This window comes from Nocardia sp. NPDC049707, from assembly GCF_040674855.1.
Lineage (GTDB): Bacteria > Actinomycetota > Actinomycetes > Mycobacteriales > Mycobacteriaceae > Nocardia.
On record NZ_JBFANN010000002.1, the window covers coordinates 241429 to 262008 of the forward strand.

At 65.9% G+C, this 20580-nt stretch carries 17 protein-coding genes; 13 read left to right on the forward strand and 4 right to left on the reverse strand.

Going from position 1 to position 20580, the window contains the following annotated elements:
- Positions 1 to 207: 207 nt before the first annotated feature.
- From AB0J29_RS03515 to AB0J29_RS03555, 9 genes are all read left to right on the forward strand, one after another.
- Positions 208 to 1182: a quinone oxidoreductase gene (locus AB0J29_RS03515; protein ID WP_364778516.1), complete on the forward strand. Its 975-nt coding sequence runs from the start codon at positions 208 to 210 to the stop codon at positions 1180 to 1182.
- Between the two features lie 43 nt (positions 1183 to 1225).
- The gene (locus tag AB0J29_RS03520; RefSeq protein WP_364778519.1) at positions 1226 to 2119 is read left to right on the forward strand and encodes a TauD/TfdA family dioxygenase; all 894 of its coding nucleotides are present in this window, start codon (positions 1226 to 1228) and stop codon (positions 2117 to 2119) included.
- Between the two features lie 41 nt (positions 2120 to 2160).
- Complete coding sequence (locus AB0J29_RS03525) at positions 2161 to 3213, forward strand: 3-keto-5-aminohexanoate cleavage protein (protein WP_364778522.1); 1053 nt, start codon at positions 2161 to 2163, stop codon at positions 3211 to 3213.
- Positions 3214 to 3351: 138 nt separating this feature from the next.
- A complete protein-coding gene (locus AB0J29_RS03530; protein ID WP_364778525.1) occupies positions 3352 to 4692 on the forward strand; it encodes an MFS transporter in 1341 nt (446 codons plus the stop codon).
- Positions 4693 to 4717: 25 nt separating this feature from the next.
- Positions 4718 to 5320, forward strand: coding sequence for an alpha/beta hydrolase (locus AB0J29_RS03535; protein WP_364778528.1), 603 nt, complete (start codon positions 4718 to 4720; stop codon positions 5318 to 5320).
- Positions 5317 to 6081 (forward strand): CoA transferase subunit A, encoded by a 765-nt coding sequence (locus AB0J29_RS03540; protein WP_364778531.1) that lies wholly within the window; start codon positions 5317 to 5319, stop codon positions 6079 to 6081. The genes AB0J29_RS03535 and AB0J29_RS03540 overlap by 4 nt, the downstream gene beginning before the upstream one ends.
- 1 nt (position 6082) lies before the next feature.
- On the forward strand, positions 6083 to 6739 hold the full coding sequence (locus AB0J29_RS03545; RefSeq protein ID WP_364778534.1) for a CoA transferase subunit B: 657 nt from the start codon (positions 6083 to 6085) through the stop codon (positions 6737 to 6739).
- 84 nt (positions 6740 to 6823) lie between these two features.
- A complete protein-coding gene (locus tag AB0J29_RS03550; protein WP_364778537.1) occupies positions 6824 to 8431 on the forward strand; it encodes a long-chain fatty acid--CoA ligase in 1608 nt (535 codons plus the stop codon).
- Between the two features lie 99 nt (positions 8432 to 8530).
- Positions 8531 to 9232 (forward strand): hypothetical protein, encoded by a 702-nt coding sequence (locus tag AB0J29_RS03555; protein WP_364778542.1) that lies wholly within the window; start codon positions 8531 to 8533, stop codon positions 9230 to 9232.
- A 94-nt stretch (positions 9233 to 9326) separates the two neighbouring features.
- On the opposite strand, the gene AB0J29_RS03560 is transcribed toward AB0J29_RS03555, so the two are convergent.
- On the reverse strand, positions 9327 to 9806 hold the full coding sequence (locus AB0J29_RS03560; RefSeq protein ID WP_364778545.1) for a hypothetical protein: 480 nt from the start codon (positions 9804 to 9806) through the stop codon (positions 9327 to 9329).
- Between the two features lie 358 nt (positions 9807 to 10164).
- Here AB0J29_RS03560 and AB0J29_RS03565 point away from each other — a divergent pair, with 358 nt between their 5' ends.
- A complete protein-coding gene (locus AB0J29_RS03565; RefSeq protein ID WP_364778548.1) occupies positions 10165 to 10905 on the forward strand; it encodes an NAD(P)H-binding protein in 741 nt (246 codons plus the stop codon).
- A 206-nt stretch (positions 10906 to 11111) separates the two neighbouring features.
- Here the strand turns inward: AB0J29_RS03565 and AB0J29_RS03570 are convergent, their stop codons facing one another.
- On the reverse strand, positions 11112 to 11666 hold the full coding sequence (locus AB0J29_RS03570) for a hemerythrin domain-containing protein (RefSeq protein ID WP_364508909.1): 555 nt from the start codon (positions 11664 to 11666) through the stop codon (positions 11112 to 11114).
- A gap of 500 nt (positions 11667 to 12166) precedes the next feature.
- Between AB0J29_RS03570 and AB0J29_RS03575 the strand changes: the two genes are divergently transcribed.
- The 3 genes from AB0J29_RS03575 to AB0J29_RS03585 are packed head-to-tail and all read left to right on the forward strand — an operon-like array spanning position 12167 to position 15160.
- Complete coding sequence (locus tag AB0J29_RS03575) at positions 12167 to 13645, forward strand: NAD(P)/FAD-dependent oxidoreductase (protein ID WP_364778551.1); 1479 nt, start codon at positions 12167 to 12169, stop codon at positions 13643 to 13645.
- Entirely contained in the window at positions 13642 to 14526 is an 885-nt protein-coding gene (locus AB0J29_RS03580) for an SDR family oxidoreductase (protein WP_364778554.1), read from the forward strand. The genes AB0J29_RS03575 and AB0J29_RS03580 overlap by 4 nt, the downstream gene beginning before the upstream one ends.
- A gap of 13 nt (positions 14527 to 14539) precedes the next feature.
- The gene (locus AB0J29_RS03585) at positions 14540 to 15160 is read left to right on the forward strand and encodes a TetR/AcrR family transcriptional regulator (RefSeq protein ID WP_364778557.1); all 621 of its coding nucleotides are present in this window, start codon (positions 14540 to 14542) and stop codon (positions 15158 to 15160) included.
- 153 nt (positions 15161 to 15313) lie between these two features.
- Here the strand turns inward: AB0J29_RS03585 and AB0J29_RS03590 are convergent, their stop codons facing one another.
- Both AB0J29_RS03590 and car read right to left on the reverse strand, forming a co-directional pair.
- Positions 15314 to 16459 (reverse strand): IS701 family transposase, encoded by a 1146-nt coding sequence (locus AB0J29_RS03590; RefSeq protein WP_364778948.1) that lies wholly within the window; start codon positions 16457 to 16459, stop codon positions 15314 to 15316.
- 76 nt (positions 16460 to 16535) lie between these two features.
- A complete protein-coding gene (gene car / locus AB0J29_RS03595) occupies positions 16536 to 20015 on the reverse strand; it encodes a carboxylic acid reductase (protein WP_364778560.1) in 3480 nt (1159 codons plus the stop codon).
- Positions 20016 to 20580 lie beyond the last annotated feature (565 nt).

A 20580-nucleotide genomic window follows, 5' to 3' on the forward strand; every position in this document is an offset into this window, starting at 1 on the left:
CAGCGACGGTGACCAGCGGAAAGGAGGAGATCGTGATTGGTGAGCGCACCCGGCACGACCTTCCGCTGACATCGCGCACTCGATCAGTCCGGTAACCGTGAGCGCCCGTCGAGGGCGTTGTGGATGACGGATTCCGGACATCCGTTTTCGGACCTGTAGACCGCCCGCGCCCGTACGAACGCGGCGGCGATGAAGAGGAGATTCACTATGGCACAGGCTGTTCGCTTCTATCAGACCGGTGGCCCGGAGGTGTTGCGCTGGGAAGAGGTCGAAGTGGGCGAGCCCGGGCCCGGCGAAGTGCGCATCCGGCACGAGGCGGTCGGATTGAATTTCGCCGATACCTACTTCCGCAGCGGCCTCTACCCGGCAGCGCTACCCGCGGGCATGGGAGTCGAGGCGGCCGGCGTGATCCAGGCGGTCGGGCCGGGCGTGGACGAGTTCGATCCCGGCGATCGGGTCACCTACACCGGCAGCCCGCTCGGCGCCTACAGCACCGAACGAGTGATGCCCGCCGAGCATCTGATCCGGTTGCCGGACGAGATCGGCTTCGACACGGTCGCGTCGATGACGATGCGCGGATTGACCACAGCGTATCTGCTGCGCCGCATCCATCCGCTGCGCGCAGGTGACACCGTCCTGCTGCACGCAGCGGCCGGAGGCGTGGGTCTGATCTTCACGCAGTGGGCGAAGCTGTTGGGGCTGACCGTGATCGGTACGGTATCCACCGACGAGAAGGCCGAGATCGCACGGGCGCACGGCTGCGATCACGTGGTGATCTACACGCGCGAGGATGTCGCCGCGCGGGTGCGGGAGCTCACCGATGGAGCCGGTGTGCCGGTGGTCTACGACAGCATCGGCAAGACTACGTTCGACACTTCGCTGGATGCGCTTGCGCGCCGCGGTCTGCTGGTGTGCTTCGGCACCGCCTCCGGGCCGATACCGCCCATCAACGCCATGCAGCTGGCGGTCAAGGGCTCGCTGTTCGTCACCCGTCCCGCGCTCGCCGACTACATCGCCGACCCCGCCGAGCGCGCCGAACTGGCCGGCGAGCTGTTCGCCCACGTCGCTGCGGGGCGGATCCGTATCGAGATCAACCAGCGCTACGAGCTGCCTGATGCCGTGCGTGCGCACCGCGATCTGGAATCCGGCCGCAGCATCGGCTCCTCGGTCTTCACCCTCTGACACCCACCCGCTGCGGCGGCTCGATCCCATTGGAGGACCACTCATGACAACCATTGCCCCTCTGGACGATTCGACGGTGCGCAGCTCGATCGGCGTGAAGCCGCTGACCTGTACGATCGGCGCCGAGCTGGTCGATGTCGACCTTGCGCTGGCGGCTCATGACGACGCGCTGTTCGCCGAGTTGCGCGCCTTGTTGCTCGAGTACAAGGTGTTGTTCGTTCGCGACCAGGACATCAGCCGCGCTGATCATGTCGCTCTCGCGCAGCGTTTCGGCCCGTTGGAGGACCATCCCGTGGTCGGCAGCGATCCGGACCACCCCGGCCTGGTGCGCATCTACAAGGACCTCGACAGCCCGGCCGAGCACTACGAGAACGCCTACCACTGCGATGCGACCTGGCGCAAGAACCCGCCCATGGGCAGCATCCTGCGCTGTGTGGAGGGGCCGGCGGTGGGCGGCGACACCATCTGGGTGAACATGGTCGAGGCCTATCGGCGCCTGCCCGAGCAGGTCAAGCAGCGCATTCAGACGCTTCGGGCCCGGCACAGCATCGAAGCCAGCTTCGGCGCGGCTCTGACGATCGACAAGCGCCACGAACTCGCGCAACGGTTCCCCGACGCCGAGCACCCGGTGGTGCGCACCCATCCCGAAACCGGCGAACAGATCCTGTTCGTCAACTCCTTCACCACGCACCTGGTCAACTACCACACAGCCGAGAACGTGCGTTTCGGCGCGGACTACGCCCCTGGAGCCGCCGAGCTGCTGCACTACCTGATGCGGCAGGCCACCATCCCGGAATACCAGGTGCGCTGGCGGTGGACGAAGAACAGCTTCGCCATCTGGGATAACCGCTCCACCCAGCACTACGCGGTCCAGGACTATTGGCCCGCCGTCCGAAAGATGGAGCGCGCCGGGATCGTCGGCGACGCGACCTTCTGAAAACGATTCACCCGCAACCTCACTCGATTCGGAGAATTCTGATGCATTTCCACGACGACGCGCTGTTCCCGGAGAACCAGGAGAAGCTGGTCATCACCAGCGCACCGTACGGCCCGGAGTGGGAGCCGGACGACTTCCGCGAGGATCTGCCGCTGACCATGGAGGAACACGTCCAGCAGGCGGTGGACTGTTACGAGGCCGGTGCGACCGTATTGCACATCCATGTGCGTGAGCTCGACGGTAAGGGCTCCAAGCGGCTCTCGAAGTTCAATGAGTTGCTCGCCGGGCTGCGTGAGGCCGTCCCCGAGATGATCCTGCAGGTCGGCGGATCGATCTCGTTCGCACCCGAAGGCGAAGGCGCCGACGCGAAGTGGCTGTCCGACGACACCCGCCACATGCTGGCCGAACTCGATCCGAAGCCGGATCAGGTGACCATCGCGATCAACACCAGCCAGATGAACATCATGGAGTTGATGACCGCCGACGACATCGCGGGTACGTCGATGGAGCGTCCGGAGCTCGCGACGGCGTACCGGGAGATGACCGTGCCGGCCGGTCCCGAATGGGTCGCCGAGCACCTGCGCCGCCTGCAGGCCGCCGGGATTCAGCCGCACTTCCAGCTTTCGAGCATCCCGCAGCTCGAGACGGTCGAACGGCTCATCCGCCGCGGCGTATACACCGGTCCGCTGAACCTGACCTGGGTCGGTATCGGTGGCGGTTTCGACGGACCCAACCCGTACAACATCATGAACTTCATCCAGCGGGTTCCCGACGGCGCGTGCCTGACCCTCGAGACACTGATGCGCTCGGTGTTGCCCGTCAACGCCATGGCGATCGCCATGGGACTGCACACCCGCTGCGGTAACGAGGACACGCTGTGGGGCCGCAAGGGCCAGAAGATGACCTCGGTCCAGCAGATCCAGCAGCTGGTCCGGGTCGCCGGGGAACTGGGCCGCGAGGTCGCCACCGGCAAGGAGGCCCGCGAAATCTACCAGATCGGCACCACCTACGCCGACGCCGACGAGACCCTCGCCAAGATCGGATTCGCACCCAACCGTAAGCCCGGCCAGGTCGGTTTCACCCAACACGCCTGAGCATCAGACCTCGGGCGGTAGCTTCGGCCGCCGCTCGGCTCGGGGCGCGGGTCACAGGGATCTCGCGCCCCTATCTCTTCCCCTCAGCTCCGGTGCGCCGCACCACCGTCACGGTGCACCGGATTCGTAGGAGCACCAATGGAGTTGCACACTACCGCCACCGGGGCGGATGACCACACGGTCGCCGCCCCGGCCCCGGCGGCCACCCGCGTACAACCAACCCGCCGCTGGTATCCGTGGATGGTCTTCGCGCTGGCATTCGGCCTGCTGCTGGCCGACTACATGTCTCGGCAGGTCCTCAGCGCCGTCTTTCCCTTCCTGAAAAACGAATGGGCTCTGTCCGATTCACGGCTCGCATCACTTACCAGCATCGTCGCACTCATGGTCGGACTGCTCACCCTGCCATTGTCGGTGCTGGCCGACCGCTGGGGCCGGGTTCGCTGCCTGGTGCTGATGGCCGTGGTATGGAGCGCGGCGACCCTGCTCTGCGCGGTCGCCGCCGACTACGAGCAGATGCTCGCCGCCCGCTTCCTCGTCGGCGTCGGCGAGGCCGCCTATGGCAGCGTCGGCATCGCGGTGGTACTCAGCGTGTTCGCCCCGCGGGTGCACGCCGCCCTCAGCGGGGCCTTCATGGCTGGCGGCTCGTTCGGATCGATGCTCGGTGTCGGCCTTGGCGGCATCGTCGCCGTTCAGCTGGGGTGGCGCTGGTCCTTCGCCACCATGGCGATCTTCGGTCTGATCCTGGCAGTGCTGTTCCGCGCAGTCGTGACCGAGGCGAAACTGGCCCGCCACGCCACCGAACCGGGACCGCAAACACCGCACGGTGGCAACGGCTTCCGCGCACCGGTGTCGACGCTGTTCACCAACCCGGCGGTGCTGTGCGCCTATCTGGGCAGCGCCCTGCAGATCTTCACCGCCGCGGTCCTGCTGTCGTGGACGCCGAGCTTCTTCAACCGCTACTACGATCTGGCCCCCGACCGGGCCGGCGCGGTCGCCTCGGTATTCGTGCTGCTCGTCGGCGCGGGCATGGTGAGTTGCGGTGTGATCACCGACCGGGTCGGCCGCGCGGACATGTCGCGCAAATGGACCGCCGCCATCGTCTTCTGCACGATCTCGCTGCTGTGCCTCGCGGTCGGCTTCAGCCTCGCTGCCGGTCCATTGCAGCTGGTGCTCATCGGTATCGGCGCCTTCTTCTCGGGCGGGTCGTCGGGGCCGACCGCAGCCATGGTCGCCAACCTCACCCATACCTCGGTGCGGGCGTCGGCATTCGGCACCCTCACCCTGGCCAACAGCCTGCTGGGGCTCGCCCTCGGCCCGTTCGTCGTCGGTGTCCTCGCCGATCACCTCGGTCTGGCGAACGCACTGCGACTCGCACCGCTCACCTACCTGGCCGCCATCGCCGCCCTGATGCTGGGCAAACGCGCCTACCCCGCGGGGCTGCGCAAGCTCGTCGCCGTCGAGCGCATGGCCTCGCACTGATCTGGGAAAGGAACTGCCACACATCATGAAAGACACCCCCGACCCCACCGTCGTGATCGTGCCCGGGCTGCGCGACCACGTGCCAGAACACTGGCAGACCCTGCTCGCCGAACGGCTGGACACCGTCCACACCGTCCCGCCGCTCGAGCGCGACAAGTTGTCCCGCGCCGCCCGGGTCGCCGCTCTCGACGCCGTACTCGGCGACATCGAAGGCCCAGTGGTGCTGGTTGCGCACAGTGCCGGCGTCATGATCACAGTGCACTGGGCGCAGCAGGCCACCCGGCCCGTGCAGGGGGCGCTGCTTGCCACTCCGCCGGACTTCGAAGCACCACTGCCGCAGGGATACCCGTCACCGGACGAGCTCGACGCGGGTGGCTGGAACCCGATTCCCCGGCAGCGGCTGCCGTTCCCGAGCATTGTGGCCGCCTCCACCAACGACCCGCTCGCGTCGCACCGGCGCGCCGCGGGCATGGCCGAGGCATGGGGCAGCCGCTTGGTCGACCTCGGCGACGTCGGACACCTCAATCCCGCCTCCGGATACGGTTACTGGCCTCGCGCGGAGGAACTGCTGCGTGAGCTGATCACTACCACCACCCCTTCGGTGTCCGGTGCGGAGGCCCGGCGGTGAGCAAGGTCGTGACCACGGCCGCGGAAGCAGTTGCCGACATCGCGTCCGGATCTTGTCTCGCGGTCGGTGGATTCGGTTTGTGCGGCATCCCGGACGTACTCATCGCGGCTGTTGCCGCACGTGATGTCACCGATCTCGAAGTCATCTCCAACAACTGCGGGACCGATCAGAACGGGCTGGGAATCCTGCTGGCAGACAAGCGGATTCGTCGCATAACCGCATCCTATGTCGGGGAGAACAGCGAGTTCGCCCGCCAGTATCTGTCCGGTGAACTCGAAGTCGAGCTGACCCCGCAAGGCACGCTCGCCGAGAAACTCCGCGCCGGCGGTGCCGGTGTCCCGGCGTTCTTCACCCCCGCAGGTGTGGGCACCCCGGTCGCCGAAGGCGGCCTGCCGTGGAGGTACGCGCCCGACGGATCGGTCGCCGTGGCCTCGCCACCCAAGGAGGTCCGCAACTTCGGCGGCCAGTGGGGCCATCGGCGATACGTGCTCGAGGAAGCCCTCACCGCGGACTACGCACTGGTGCACGCGCTCGTCGGCGACACCGAGGGCAACCTGGTGTTCAACAAGTCCGCCCGCAACTTCAACCCGCTCGCCGCCATGGCCGGACGCATCTGCATCGCCCAGGTCGAGAAGCTGCTTCCCGCAGGTGATCTCGACCCCGAACATATTCATCTGCCCGGCATCTTCGTCGACCGCATCGTGCACACCGGACCGCAGCTCAAACGGATCGAGAAACGCACTGTCGCCCAGGAGCATTGATATGACCACCGCCAGCACCGTTCTCGGCTGGTCCCGCACCGAGATGGCCGCTCGTGCCGCCCGCGAACTGCGGACCGGCGAATACGTCAACCTCGGCATCGGCCTGCCGACCCTGATTCCCAATCACCTGCCCGAGGGCGTCCGCGTCACCCTCCACTCCGAGAACGGCATTCTCGGCACCGGCCCCTACCCACGCGAAGCCGACGTCGATCCCGATCTGATCAACGCCGGCAAGGAAACCGTCACCACCCTCGCGGGTGCCTCGTTCTTCGACTCCGCCACCAGCTTCGGCATGATCCGCGGCGGTCACATCGACACCGCTGTCCTCGGCGGCATGCAGGTCTCGGCGACCGGCGACCTGGCCAACTGGATGGTGCCCGGCCACATGGTCAAAGGCATGGGTGGCGCGATGGACCTGGTCCACGGCGCCCGGAGGGTGATCGTCCTCATGGAACACACCGACAAATCCGGCGCGTCGAAGATCGTCCCGCGCTGCACACTCCCGCTGACCGGCGAACAGGTCGTGCAGCGCATCATCACCAACCTCGCTGTCATCGACGTCACCGCCACCGGCTTGGCGTTGCGCGAGTGTGCACCTGGCATCACCGAGGCCGATGTCCGCGCGGCCACCGCCGCACCGCTGACCACTGTGCCCTGACCACTGTGCCCTGGCCCTGACCGAGCGCCCGACGGCTGCGTCCCTGCCCGCGCCGGGTCCCGGCGATTCCCCGAAAGGTATTCCGTGCTCAATCTTGCTGTGCTGCTGGAGGATTCGGCGCGTCGCAATCCCGATGACGACGCCGTCGTGCTCGGTGCCGAACGCCTCACCTACGCCGAACTCGACACCCGCGCCAACCAGATCGCACACCTGCTGACCACCTGCGGCGTCGAGCCCGGCGGCAAAGTCGCACTGTCGTGCCCGAACCTGCCGGAATTCCTGATCGTCTACTACGGCATCCTCAAGGCCGGCGCGGTCGTCGTTCCCCTCAACATCCTGCTGCGACCCCGCGAAATCGCCTATCACCTCACCGATTCCGAAGCCGACTTCTACTTCTGCTTCGAAGGCACGGCCGAGCTGCCCATGGGGGAGTTCGGTCACGAGGGATTCCAGCAGGCACCGGGCTGCCGCGATATGGTCTTGATCACCGCCGATCCGCAGGCCCCTTCGCCGTATCCAGGGGTCGACACCCTGGCTCGAGCTGTCGCGGCCCAGCCAGCAGCGTTCGCCACCATCACCCGCCGCGCCGACGACACCGCGGTCATCCTGTACACCAGCGGAACCACCGGCCGTCCCAAGGGCGCCGAACTGACCCACGCCAATATGGTGATGAACGCGCTGACGGCCAACCGACTGTTCGACAACCGCCCCGACCGACACGACACCCATCTGGTGACGTTGCCGCTGTTCCATTCCTTCGGCCAGACCATCCACATGAACGCCGGTGTCTCGGTCGGCGCGACGCTGGTGCTCATGCCGCGTTTCGACGCGGCCGCCGCGCTGCGGACGCTGGCCGATGAGCGCATCACCTTTTTCGCGGGAGTGCCGACCATGTACTGGGGGCTGCTCCAAGCCGGCGATGCGAGCGTCGACGTCGAGCGGATCGCCGGCACGCTGCGCAAGGCCGTGTCCGGCGGCGCTGCCCTCCCGATCGACATACTGTCGCGCTTCGCGCAGCGCTTCGGTGTCCAGATCCTGGAGGGCTACGGATTATCGGAAACCTCCCCGTTGGCGTTGTTCGCCGATCCGGACCGTGATCCCCGACCCGGGTCGATCGGAATTCCGGTGTGGGGCATCGAAGCCCGGCTGGTCGACGCGCAATGGCACACGGTCACCGCTGTCGGGGAGATCGGGGAGATCGCGGTACGCGGCCACAATGTCATGAAGGGTTATCACAACCGTCCCGAGGCCACCGCCGAAGTGATGCGCGACGGCTGGTTCCGCACCGGCGATCTCGCCCGCCGTGACGCCGACGGCTTCTACTACATCGTCGACCGGGCCAAGGACATGATCGTGCGCGGCGGATTCAATGTCTATCCCCGCGAAATCGAAGAAGTCCTGGCCGCCCACCCTGCGGTCTCCCTCGCAGCTGTTATCGGCATCCCCGACTCTCACTACGGCGAAGAGATCAAGGCCGTTATCGTTCCCGAAGCCGGAACCACGATCACTGAAAGCGAGCTCATCGCCTGGTGCCGACAGCAGTTGGCCGCCTACAAGTATCCCCGCGTCATCGAATTCAGCGCCACGCTGCCGATGACCGCCAGCGGCAAGATCCTCAAACGCGAACTCGCCGCATCCCACAGTGCAACTGTCGCGGCCGAATCGGCGGCCGACACGAGTTCTGGCGCCTGATCCTCGGCGCCTGATCCGGGAGCGGTGCATAACCCGTTCCATGACTACCGGCAATCACCTCACGGTATTGCCGATCGCATCAACGATGATGAGGAAAAGATGAGGAAAATCGTTACGTTGGCCGCGGGTTTGGTGGCCGCGGTCGGTATCGCGTCCGGTTCGGCGGGCGCGGAGCCTGGTGGTGAGGACGGTGCGGTCGGTTTCACAGCCAATGCGACCGATACCCAGTCGATCGTCACCACCGATGCGGGTTCGATGGTCGTGGAGGAGGGCATTTTCAAGATCAAGTCCGCGGGCGGCACCACGCTGGCGGGTATGCCGCTGACGTTCCGGGTCGATGACTTCGAGTTCCCGATCGCGGCGGATATCGCTGATCGGACCGCGACGTTGACCCCGCAGTTCGACATGGCGCACGCGAGCTACAAGCCGGTCGCGTTGCCGTTCGAGGACAAGGCGCCGTGGAAGACCGATTACGACCGTGAGCAGGCTGCTTGGTCCCGGATGACGAGCACCATCTCGATGGGTGCCACGATCGGTACCCTGGTCGGCGGTCTCGGCGGTGCGGCGGTCGGCTGTGTGCTCGGTGGCATCGCCGGTGCGACCGTCGCGGCGGCCGCGATCATCGGCCTGTTCGGCGCCTTCATCCCGGCCGCGGCCATCGGCTGCCTCGGTGGCATCGTCGCGGTCGGCGCCCTCGGTACCGTTGCCGGCCAGCTGTTGGTGACCGGCCCGGTTGCCATTGGTGCGGCTATTCAGTACTTCGCCACTATCGCCGCGCCGCCGGTGGCACCGGCGAAGTAGGTAGTGGGGAAGATCCCAGTGGCGTTCGCTGGGGACACCGGACCCCGTTCGGCCTTGCGGCCGGGCGGGGTCTTCGGCTGTTGGGCGGTCGGGCTCACGGCCTGCCCGTGTCCGTTGCGGCGAGGCCGGGCACGCTCCGGAGGCCAGCACCGAGGTGCGATGTCACCGGCCGGACCGCTGACTCGCGCCCGGCGTCGGCGACGAACTGTCGTTCGCGGTCGACGGCTTCGTGCAGGCGGCGGACGAGATCGTTGAATGTTGTTCCCGGGCGGGAGATTTCGTCGCTTGCGGGCGGCACCGGCAGCCGCGCAGTGGGATCGATATGGGTGATGCCGGCGTCGCGGGCGCGTATCCGTTCGACTGGCCATAGTGCGGCCGATACGGGGACTTCAGTGCGAGCGAGTGCATCTCGTACTCCCCCAGGCGTCGCCTGCGGCCACGCGCTTACTGGCGCGCTTCTCGAGTTCGGCCAGCGCGCGCCGATCAGCACGTAGGCGAGCCACGGGTGGAGGTTCGCTCCGGACAGCAACCAAGCCACGGCGGACAGCACGTGCTCCAGCGCCTGCCCGGACACAGGCTTGTCGGTGCGTCCGCGAACTGTGCGTCGGCTCGTAACCGCCGCACAGACGTCCGCGACCGCCTCCCTCCCCTACCAACGCCGAGGCCGCATACCCAGCGGTGGTTGCAGTATTGGCTAGCTGAACGGCCCGCAGCCGTGGAGTCGCGCAGTCGGAGCCTGAATTTCATCTGTCTCCGACAGGCACATGCCATCACTGTTTTGCTGGTGGGATGCAGGGTAGCCCCCTACTAGCGCCACGGACGCGGGAGAAAGGAGGTCTGGGCCACCGCATTGCACAGGACTTCGGACATCAAGGCAATCGACCTGTATGAACCTCCGCCATGCCCGGTGGCACGCCTTGAAAGGGGAATCCATGAAGCTCGTAGTCATCGGCGGTACCGGACGGATCGGCTCACAAGTGGTCCAGAAGCTGACCGCAGCCGGACATGAGGCCATCCCCGCGGCACCGTCCACCGGTGTCGACCTGATCACGGGGAAGGGCTTGGACAAGGCGCTGGCGGGCGCCGACGTCGTGGTCAACGTGGCGAACTCGCCGACCTTCGACGAGGCGTCGGTGGACTTCTTTCGCACCTCCATGAACAATCTGCTCGCGGCAGGAGAGCGTGCCGGTGTCGGACACCAGGTCGTTCTCTCGATCGTCGGCGTGGACCAGGTGCCCGAGCTGAACTATTACCGGGCCAAGACCTTGCAGGAGGACCTGCTCCGGCGCGGCCCGACGCCGTACTCCATCGTGCGCGCAACCCAGTTCTTCGAGTTCATGGACGCGACCTTGTCCTGGACCTCCGACGACGACACCGTCCGCCTGCCCGCGACCCCGATCCAGCCGATGGCCGCCGCGGACGTCGTCGACGCGGTCGTCGAGGTTGCCACCGGCGCCCCGCTACAAGGGATCCGCAACGTCGCCGGTCCGGATGTCTTCCCTCTCGACGAACTCGGCAGACTCACCCTGGCGGCCGAGCACGACAGTCGCACCGTCGTCACCGACGACAAGGCTGGCATGTTCGCAGCCGTCACCGGCGATGTACTCACCGCAGGACCGGACGCATACCTGGCACCCACGCACTACCGGGACTGGCTCCAGACGGCCCACTGAACCAGGAAGACCACGTCGGACTCGTCGACCCCGTCCATACAGACCGATCTCGTCGATGGGCGTCACACCGCCGACGGCCGAGCCGACCTCGCCGTCGGCGCCACCGCGATCACCGCAGTCGCCGCCGAACTCGGTGTTTCCGCCAGCCTCACCGCACCCCAGTCCTGCCGCACCCCAGCGGTATCCAGGTGCTGCCAGTAATTGTTTCAGTGCGAGCGCATGTCGCGCAGGGCGTCCCGCACTCGATCGAATACGGCCAGCGGCGGGCTCGTCACGAGGTTCGCCAGGCCGGTCTCGCCCGCGTGCGGATGCGGACGGGTCGGGGCGAGCTTCTCGGCGGCGCGCACCATGCCGGCCCAGCGTTCGAGTTGGTTCACCGAGAACTGTTTGCGCAGGAAGGGGAATTCCTCGGTCTCCTCATGTGCGGCATGCTCGGTGACCTTATCGGCGAATTCGGCGAGCTTGGCATCGAAATCGGGATGGTCGACGCCCAGGTCGTACAGTTCGGCCAGCGCGTGCTTCACCGCGTTCTCCTCGGCCAATCTGGGCCTGATGATGTCGTCGGCGCCGAAGGACGCGCGCCGCGCCACCGAGTGCACAACCTCCTCCTCCGCGGTTTCATGCACCGCGAGCAGGCGCACCAGCTCGGCGAACAGTTCCCGCTTATCGTCCTGGCCCGACTTCAACTTGTCGAGCAGGCGCCGGATCTGCTCGTGCTGGGCGGTCAGCAGATCGATCGCATTCTGATCCAGCTTTCCCATCGCGCACCTCATTTCTGCGGCGGAGTACTACACATCTTCCTCCGAAGGCCGACCAGCGCGCCACGGGCAAACCTGCCGACGGGCCGTTTGCCGCGCGCCCCGGGTAGGTCGGCAATGTTGACCATGCCAGAGCTCCTTACGCGATGCCCTGGCCGAATGCCTGACCTGGGTCAATACGGTCTCACCCGCCGGGCCGCGGACGAGCGGGTGCGGCGAATCCTTGGCGCCGACGCCGCCGACCGCTCGATGCGGACAGTTCGCGTGGTCGCGGACTGATACGCCGACCTGCGAGCTTCGGCGACTGCCTACGCATACTCACACGCTGTCCAGCTATGCGCGGCCCGCTGTGGAAGCGAGCGCGGAGCCCCCAATCCGCCCCGTTGAGCTGCGATAACACCGCTCGGCCTTGACACCTGACGCACCGTAAAGGAATCATCTGATTCCATTAGAATCGACCGATTCCAATGATTTCGAGTGCGGACTCGTCCGCAGGAGTGCAGATGGACCAGCCGACGACGCGACCCGACCATGTGCCGATCGTTGTCATCGGGGCCGGTTTCGCGGGTATCGGGTTGGCGGTGAAGCTGCGCGAGGCCGGATTCCGCGACTTCGTCATCCTCGAACGCGGTTCCGACCTCGGCGGCACCTGGAGCGCCAACACCTATCCGGGCTGTGCGTGCGACGTGCCTTCGATGTTGTATTCGTATTCCTTCGCCCCGAACCCGAATTGGTCGCGCCGCTACGGCACCCAGCCGGAGATCCTCGACTACTTGCGCGGTGTGGCGAATAAATACGATGTGCCGCAACACATTAGGTACGACACGGAAGTACTCGACGCCGTGTGGGACGAGGCCGCGGGACGCTGGCGCCTCCGTACCGGGCGAGGGTCACTGACCGCCGATGTACTGGTTTCGGCGATCGGCCCGTTCAGCGAAGCACAGATCCCCCGCCTGCCCGGTATCGCGAATTTCACCGGCACCCAATTCCATTCGCTGCACTGGGATCACGACCACGAGCTGACCGGTGAGCGGGTCGCGGTGATCGGCACCGGCGCGTCCGCGGTGCAGTTCATCCCGGAAATCCAGCCCATCGTGGCACGCCTCACGGTGTTCCAGCGTTCGGCGCCGTGGATCGTGCCGCGCATGGATTGGGCGACCAGCACCGTCGAGCGCACACTCCTGCGCCGAATGCCCTTGCTGGGCAAAACGGTCCGCGCCGCATACTTCACCGGCATCGAGGGGTTCGGGCTGGTCGGATTCGTGGACAAGCGGTTCCGTCATCCGTTCGAGGCGCTGGGTCGATTGCAGCTGCGTCGGCAGGTTCCCGATCCGCGACTGCGCCGGAAGCTGACGCCCGATTACATGATCGGCTGTAAACGCGCGATCTTCTCCGACGCCTACTATCCCGCGCTGTCCAAACCCAATGTCGAGGTCGAGACCGCGGGGATCACGGAGGTCCGGCAGCGATCGATCGTCACGGTTGACGGCACCGAACACGAGGTCGACACGATCATCTGGGGCACCGGATTCGGTGTGCCGCCACGGATATTCGAGGCGGTACACGACACCGCGGGGCGCACCCTCGCACAACTGTATCGCGAACGCCCCCAAAGCTATCTCGGCACTACCGTCACCGGTTTCCCGAACTTCTTCACCACCCTCGGCCCGTTCGGCGCGGCCGGGAACCAGTCGGCGATCTTCATGATCGAGGCCCAGATCCGCTATATCGTGGACGCGGTAAAGAATATGCGCGACAAAGGACTTCGCCGCATCGAGGTGCGTCCGCAGGTCCAGCGGGACTTCGTCGAGGAGATGGAGCAACGCAGCCGAGACACGGTTTGGGTCACCGGCGGCTGCCGCAGCTACTACCAGACCGCCGACGGTCGACACAATGCCGGGCTGTATCCGAACTGGAGCTTCGAATACGCCAGGCGCACCATGCGATTCGATTCCGATGCCTACCTGATCGAGACATCATGAACCTGCTGCGGCTGCTGCCGACCGAGGACACCTTCGACGTGGCCGACAAGGTGGTGGTGATCACCGGCGCCGCACGCGGCATCGGTGCGGAACTGGCGCAGATCTTGCACCGCCGCCGCGCCCGGGTCGTCATGCTCGACCTGGACGAGGCCAAGGTCCGCACTGCCGCATCGCGATTGGGGTCACGTGCGGTCCCGCTGTGCGCCGATGTCGCCGACCGCGACAGTATGGTCGCCGCGATGGCGACGGTCCGTGACCGCTTCGGCCGCATCGATCTCGTGGTCGCCAATGCCGGTATCACCCCGACGCCCGCCACGCTGCGCACCATGGACCCCGCCGATTTCGACCGGGTCATCGGGGTCAACCTGACCGGCGTCTTCAATACCGTCCGACCGGTCCTCGACGATATCGTCGCCACCGGCGGACACGTCGTTGTGGTCTCCTCCTGCGCGGCATTCGCGCCCGGTATGGGCGGGTCCCCGTACATGATCAGCAAGGCCGGCGTGGAACAGCTGGGCCGCGCACTGCGGGTCGAACTCGCCGCCTCCGGCGCCACCGCCGGGGTCGCCTATTTCGGCATCGTCGACACCGCCATGACCCACCACACGCTCGACAACGACGAATTCGGCCGCGCGGCCGATGCCAAGCTGCCCTGGCCGCTCAACCAGCGCATCAGCGCCGCCCAAGCCGCGCTGGCCATCGCCGATGGCATCGCGCACCGGGCCCCACGCACCATCGCACCCCGGGTTTGGGAGCCCTACTCCCTGCTGCGCGGCGTCATCAATGTGCTGATGGACCAGTATCTCAGCACCGACGAACAGCTGCGGGTGCTGCTGCGCAAGCTGGAACAACGCCAGCGCGGCGAGTCCAGCAGCGCATGACATGATCCACACCGTGAGTTCGTCCGCCACCACCTGGCGCGGCAGCACCATGGCCAGCCGCGCCGCCGAGCGCCGCGAGCAACTCGTGCGCGCCGGCTACGCGCTGCTCGGCGGCGAGGGGGCAGCGGCGACCACGATGCGGGCGGTGTGCCGTGAAGCGGGCCTGAGCCTGCGCTACTTCTACGAGAACTTCGCCGATCGTGAAGCCCTGCTCATCGAGATCTACGACCAGACCGCACAGGGCCTCGTCGATGCCGTCACCACCCGGCTGCGCGATGCCCCCGTCGATGAAACAGCCCGTGCCCGAGTGGCTTTCGACGCCGCGGCGCAGTATTTCGCGGACGATCCGCGCCGTGGGCGGATCATGTTTCGCGAAACCCTGGCCGATGACACGCTGCGCGCTCGCGGTACCGACGCACTGCCCGCCTTCGTCACGCTCGTCGCCGCCCAACTCGCACCGGAGCAGGCCGCGCGCTTCACCTCCGCACCGGGCCGGATACCGCTGCCGGTCAGCGCGATATCAGGCGCGCTCGTCGCACTGTTCCTCGATTGGCTCGACGGCGATATCGAGGCCAATCGCGATCAGGTGGTCGACTATGCCACCCGACTAATACTGCAACGGCGTTTCAGGTGAGTGGGTGTCCTCGTCGCCGGTAGTGGCTGAGGCGGGCTTGATGTTGGCGTCGTCGTCGCCACCTCGACCAGGCCCAGACATGGGTGTCGGGGTGGTCCTCGCGGAGGATCAGGCGTGCGAGCAGGCGACGGATCTCGGGTAACGTGAGTGCGATCATGCCCTCGTCGTGGTCGGCGAGTCCCCTTTTGCGGCAACAGCTTTAGAGGTCGACAGCCAGGCCAGGGCGAGCATCGACAGCGTGATGTGGGCGTACCAGGCCCGCCAGGTTCGGACCTGGTAGTGATCGAGCCCGGCCTCGCCTTTGGCCTGCTGGAACGCCTCTTCCACATGCCAGCGGGACCCCGCGACCCAGGCCAGGTCGACCAGCCGCGAACGGGCCGGGCCGTGGCAGAGGTAGTAGGCGATCTCGAGTTCGCCCTTACTGTTGGGAGTCAGCGAGCGACGCGCCAACAACCAATGCCCGCGTCCGCGTTTCCAGGTCCCGTCGATCTGCCGGTATGCCCAGTCGTATTCGCGTGGCCCGTGCGCGCCGGCGCCGACCGACAACCGCTGCCACCGGCTCGCGGGCAGCTCTGCGATCAGGGTATCGGCGCGCGCGGTGCGGTCGGCGCGGGTGGTCATCGCGTGGTCACAGCGTGTGGCCATCACATACGACACACCGTGGCCCTCGAGCCACTCGCGCAGGTACCCGGCCTGACCGTAGGCCTCGTCGGCAGTGAACCACGAAAACGGCACCCCTGCCGCCAGCGCCCGTTCGAGCATGGCGATGGCCTGGCGCGGCTTGGTCGCGAACTCCACCTCGTCGGGGATACCCGCGTCCCGGCACCGGTCGCGGTCATCGATCCAGGACTGTGGGATATACAGCTCTCGATCGATCAGCGCATGCCCGCGTGGCGAGGCGTAGGCCAAGAACGTGCCGATCTGACAGTTCTCGGTGCGCCCGGCCGTACCCGAGTACTGTCGCTGCACCCCTGCCGAACGCCTGCCCTTCTTCACGAAACCCGTTTCGTCGCAGATCAACACCCCCTCCGGATCACCCAGATGCTCGACCACGTACGCGCGCACGTCGTCGCGGACCCCGTCCACATCCCACCCGCCCGTACGCAACAACCGCTGAATCCCATCCGGGCACACCGCACCGGCATGCTCGGACACCGTCCACCCGTTCTTGCGCTCCAGACCCGCCACCAAGCCCACCACATACTCCCGCGCCCGCGCCCGCGGCTCCACACGCCCGAACCGGCCCCCGATCCGCGACATCAACGAATCCAACTCGGCCACAACACGATCCAACACCACACGCAACATCTACCAGCACCCCGCCACTGAAAACGCCGTTGCAGTACTAACCATCAGCATTCTCGAGCTGAGCTGACTACAGCAGTCCACGCAACCGCAGATCGCTGACGTACTTGTCGATGAGTGCGGGCGTTAGATGCGGAATATCGTGTTCGGCACCGATTTTCGCGGCTTGTACGGCCGCGGTGAAACCGCTTGCCGGGAGTGCGGCGCCACGGATCGGCCGATCGGGTCGGCGATAGGCGTGCAGTAGCGGTAGCAGCGAGGCCTGGCGCTGTTTCTCAGGGAGCCCGCGCAGCGCGGTTTCGAATCGGCGCAACCATTCCTGATAGTCGTCGATCCGCCGGATGGGATGGCCGGATTCGATGAGCCAGTCGACGAATTCGTCGAGGGAGATGCCGTCGTCATGCGGATTGAGGACGTCGAAGGTGCAGAAATCGGTGCGCGCCTCGGCGCCGATGGCGGTGATCGCCTCCGCGGTGAAATCGACGGGCAGCCCGTCGTAGTGTGCGCGTTGGCGTTTGCCGTCAGCATCGGTCTCGTAGAACGAGTACGGGGCGATACCGGTGGCCACGAGGCTGAGCAGCAGTCGGGTGAACATGTCCGGAACGTTGAGCTGGCCGCCGAATCGACTGTGCGCCAGGATCATGTCGGATCGGAAGACGGCGACCGGAAGTCCGCACAGATCGTACGCTTCCCGCAGCAGGACCTCCCCCGCCCATTTGCTGTTCCCGTAGCCATTGGCGTAGCTGTCGTCGATGGCGCGCGTTGGGCTGATTTCCCGGATATCGCCGTCCTCCTCGAAGGACGCGGGCGGGATCTGGGCGGCGACGGCCACGGTGGACAGATACGTCACGGGCTTGATCCGCGAGCTTATGGCCAGGCGGATGATTTCCGCGGTACCGACCACATTGGGTCCGAACAGCTGGTCGTACGGCAGGACATGGTTGACCAGCGCTGCGGGGTGCACGATCAGATCGACGGTATCGGCCAGCCGATGCCAGGTCGCATCGTCCAGGCCGAGATTCGGTTCGCCGATATCGCCGGGCAGCACTTCGAGGCGGCGGGCGGCTAGCTCGCGATAGTGCCGCAGCAGCTCCGGATCACCGCTGTCGAAAGCCGCGTCGAGCCGTTCCCGCGCTGCCGCGGCGTCTTTGCCTCGGATGATGCAGACGAGCGTGCCGCCCGACTTGTCCAGTCGCTCCAGCCATTCCAAGCACAGGAAGCGGCCGAGGTAACCGTTGGCACCGGTCAGCAGCACCGTCCGAGTCTCGGTGGTGTGCGGGAGAGTCGTTGCGGCGGATAGTGTTTGCGGGTCGATGAACTTATCGAGTGTCAGTTCATCGGCACGTGCGAGTCCGGCGTGCGTATGGACCGCGGCGAAGGTGGGCCGGATCGCACCGCCGCCCTGCGCCGACTCGATGTACTCTGCCAACTCCCGCAACCCGTTGGCCGGGCTGACGATAACGCCCACCGGCACGTCGACGCCGACGATATCGCGGAGCAGATTCGAAAACGACAGCGCGGACAGGGAATCGCCACCCAGATCGGTGAAATGCGCATCCGGTCGCAGATCGGTTGTCGCACAACCGAGCAAGGCCCGCGCGGCTCGGCTCACGGTTTCCAGAACCGGCAAGTCGGCGGCTTCGCGACGCAGTGCGAGCAGTTCGTTCGTTTGCCCTTCGGCCAGTTCGGTATAGAGCTGCTGCAGCCGCTCGCCGTAGCGCTCGATCAGTTTGGGACGCAACAACTTGCCGATGCCGGTGAGCAGCCCGTTTTCGGTGGTGAAACGTTCGGTTTCGATGAGGAAATCGCGAGGGATCTCATATGACTCGAGATCGGCCTCCTTGGCGATGCGCTGTAGCGAATCACTCAGTGCCGCTTTGGGATCGGCGAGGTGCAACGTCTCCTCGGTCGGGACGACGACCGCGAGCAGATAGGCGCGTTCACTGCTGCCGTAAACGAAGATCTGCTCGAGCAGGGGGCTGCTCGCGTAGACGGCTTCCAGGCGCGCGACCGCGACGAATTCGCCTTGGGACAGCTTCAGCACATTATTGCGGCGGTCGAGGTAGACGAGTTCATCGTGGGCGAACTCGGCAACGATGTCGCCCGTCCGGTAGAAACCGTCCGCATCGAAGATCTCCGCGGTGACCTCGGGACGCTTGTAGTACCCGGGAATCATGGTGGTGGTCTTGAGCAGCAGTTCACCGCGCGGATGCGGCTGGTCGGTACCGAAGTATCCCAGCTCCGGCACGTCCACCAGCTTGTAGTCGAGCACGGGTGGACGGCGGATCATATGGTCGACCATGACGGCGCCGCCCGCCTCGGTCGAACCGTAGCCATCGTGCAGGTCCATCTCGAGTACCGACTCCATGAAGGTTTTCATCTCGGCGGCCAGGGGCGCACTGCCGACAACGGCCGAGATGAATCGGCCGCCCAGGAAGTCCTCGCGCAGTTCGGTTTTCACCGTACGGTCGAGTTCGGCGCGGTCGATACCCGGATCCGAACGACGTTCCATTTCGCTCTGATAGCGCTGGAAGACCATATCGCACACGCGTGGCACGAAGAATACCTCGGACGGCCGGACGAGCCCGATATCCTCGAACAGCGTGGAAATATCGCTCTTGGCCGTGAAATACGCGGTGCCACCACGGGCCAGCACTCCGTAGAGCGATAGACGTCCGGCCACATGGCTCATCGGCATGTAGTTCAGGCTGATCCCCGCGACCTCGGGCTGGAGCATCCACATCGCGGCCACCAACCGGCTGGTGTACATGGCACCCTTGGGGGTTCCGGTGCTGCCGGAGGTGTAGATCAGCAGTTCCAAGGCGTCGTCGTCGGGTACGAACAGCGGTGCGAACGGCAGGGTGCGACCGCGTTCGAGAACCGACTCCAGCGATTCCACCACAATCGGAGTGTTCGCCAGGCGACTGCGAGCGGATTCGAATGCGTCGCGCTGATCATCGTCCTCGGGGTGGTAGTCGAAGACCACGAGGCGTTCCGGCGCTGGTCCGGCGAGGACGCATTCCACTGCGGTAGCGAGGTTTTCGGGGGTCGCGGCGAGGATACGCGGTGCGGTCTCGGCGAGGATCGCGGACAATTGCTTCGGTGCGGCGCCGGCCTGCAGCGGTACAGCGACCGCGCCGAGATACAGGCACGCCAGATCGAGCGTGGCGTAGTCGCCGCTGGTGAAGCCGAATGTGGCGATGAAGTCGCCTGCTTTGATGGGGTTGTCGGGATTGTGATGCCAGGCTGCGGCGATCGCACCGACGCGCGCCCACAACTCGCCGTAGGTGATGGTCGCGAATTCGGGCAGCGGTCGCAGCGTGCACCGCCCCGACTCGTCCGTGGTGGGTTCGAGGACCCGATGCCCAAGCGCGGGGCGATCGGCGTAGGCCGCCATGACCATCGCCACGATCTGTGATGGCCGCATTCCGGGTTCTCGGATCGCGGCGGAAGTCTCCGGTATCGGTCGCGCGTCGCGAATGTCCGGATAGGTGGCATACAGGTCGGCGATGCGACTCATGACCGATTCCATACGCGTATCAATAATCATGGCCAGCCTCCTTCGGTCGCATGCCGACCGTCGGTCGTTCCTGCGGATTGAAGACGCCTGTATTCAGTAACATGTTAGCTTGGCTAAATATTCCAGGGCAATACACATTCGGTAACGGGCCTGGTCAGATAAGTGCGTCACGCGGCGCCATGCGATCCGGACGATCCCGCTCCCCGAGCTTGTCGAGACGCTATTCGGCGATCCAGTCTCTATTGTGCGCGGCTCGTCAACGAGATCATCCGGATCCGCGTACACACCCATGTGCCGCGCGTAATCATCGGCGATCAGGCGGCTCAGTTCATCCACCGGGTCAGCGCAGTGTCATAGGCGAATGCGCTCGATGCCGCTTGCGATCGGGCGTAGAGCCGGGTCGGATCCGCCGGACTCCATGCGGGAATGTACCGAGCAGACAAGGGAATCCGTGGTCTCCGGCAGCGGCACCGCAAAGTTGGGCTCGAAATGGCATGCAGTGCAATATCGCATCGCATGCATGTGCGCATAAAGTGCTGTGCCGCACGGAATGTCGAACCGCCTGGCTCGACCGATGGCCGCGCCCATAGCGTGG

Bases quoted from the DNA above. Each gene is read 5' to 3' on its own strand.
- AB0J29_RS03515 (WP_364778516.1), top strand. From the start codon at position 208: ATGGCACAGGCTGTTCGCTTCTATCAGACCGGTGGCCCGGAGGTGTTG.
- AB0J29_RS03520 (WP_364778519.1), top strand. From the start codon at position 1,226: ATGACAACCATTGCCCCTCTGGACGATTCGACGGTGCGCAGCTCGATC.
- AB0J29_RS03525 (WP_364778522.1), top strand. From the start codon at position 2,161: ATGCATTTCCACGACGACGCGCTGTTCCCGGAGAACCAGGAGAAGCTG.
- AB0J29_RS03530 (WP_364778525.1), top strand. From the start codon at position 3,352: ATGGAGTTGCACACTACCGCCACCGGGGCGGATGACCACACGGTCGCC.
- AB0J29_RS03535 (WP_364778528.1), top strand. From the start codon at position 4,718: ATGAAAGACACCCCCGACCCCACCGTCGTGATCGTGCCCGGGCTGCGC.
- AB0J29_RS03545 (WP_364778534.1), top strand. From the start codon at position 6,083: ATGACCACCGCCAGCACCGTTCTCGGCTGGTCCCGCACCGAGATGGCC.
- AB0J29_RS03555 (WP_364778542.1), top strand. From the start codon at position 8,531: ATGAGGAAAATCGTTACGTTGGCCGCGGGTTTGGTGGCCGCGGTCGGT.
- AB0J29_RS03565 (WP_364778548.1), top strand. From the start codon at position 10,165: ATGAAGCTCGTAGTCATCGGCGGTACCGGACGGATCGGCTCACAAGTG.
- AB0J29_RS03570 (WP_364508909.1), bottom strand. From the start codon at position 11,666: ATGGGAAAGCTGGATCAGAATGCGATCGATCTGCTGACCGCCCAGCAC.
- AB0J29_RS03575 (WP_364778551.1), top strand. From the start codon at position 12,167: ATGGACCAGCCGACGACGCGACCCGACCATGTGCCGATCGTTGTCATC.
- AB0J29_RS03580 (WP_364778554.1), top strand. From the start codon at position 13,642: ATGAACCTGCTGCGGCTGCTGCCGACCGAGGACACCTTCGACGTGGCC.
- car (WP_364778560.1), bottom strand. From the start codon at position 20,015: ATGATTATTGATACGCGTATGGAATCGGTCATGAGTCGCATCGCCGAC.